Here is a 515-nt window from a genome sequence, read left to right on the forward strand (position 1 = left end):
AGGGTGCGTAGCTCAGCTGGATAGAGCATCTGCCTTCTAAGCAGACGGTCAAAGGTTCGAATCCTTTCGCGCTCACATAAAGACTTACTGGAAACAGTGAGTCTTTTTTGTTTTTATTCCCTCAAACAATAATTACTAAATAGAGCATCCCGATTTCAATCGGGACGGCAAAAGTTCGAATCCTTTCGCGCTCACATAAAGACTTATTGGAAACAGTGAGTCTTTTTGTTTCTCCTCAGATTTGGGTAAAATAAACCGTTTTAGCATGGGATTATAAAAACAGTATAAGACTATGATTTTTAAATATGTACAATTAATCAAGAAGCACTCATGAAAAATTAATTAAAAATTATTCCTTATTTTATTTTTTTATTCCAAAAAGTATTGTACCTTTGCAACCGCAAAAACGAAGTAAAATTCGTTACTGATGACACCTTCGGGGCGTAGCGTAGTCCGGTCATCGCGCCTGGTTTGGGACCAGGAGGTCGCAGGTTCGAATCCTGCCGCCCCGACTT

At 39.4% G+C, this 515-nt stretch carries 2 tRNA genes; both read left to right on the forward strand.

What is annotated here, in order from left to right:
- Position 1 precedes the first annotated feature (1 nt).
- Positions 2–75, forward strand: a tRNA-Arg gene (locus AC59HC_RS22990).
- A 362-nt stretch (positions 76–437) separates the two neighbouring features.
- Positions 438–512, forward strand: a tRNA-Pro gene (locus AC59HC_RS22995).
- Positions 513–515 lie beyond the last annotated feature (3 nt).

This window comes from Chryseobacterium sp. DZ-32, from assembly GCF_059587025.1.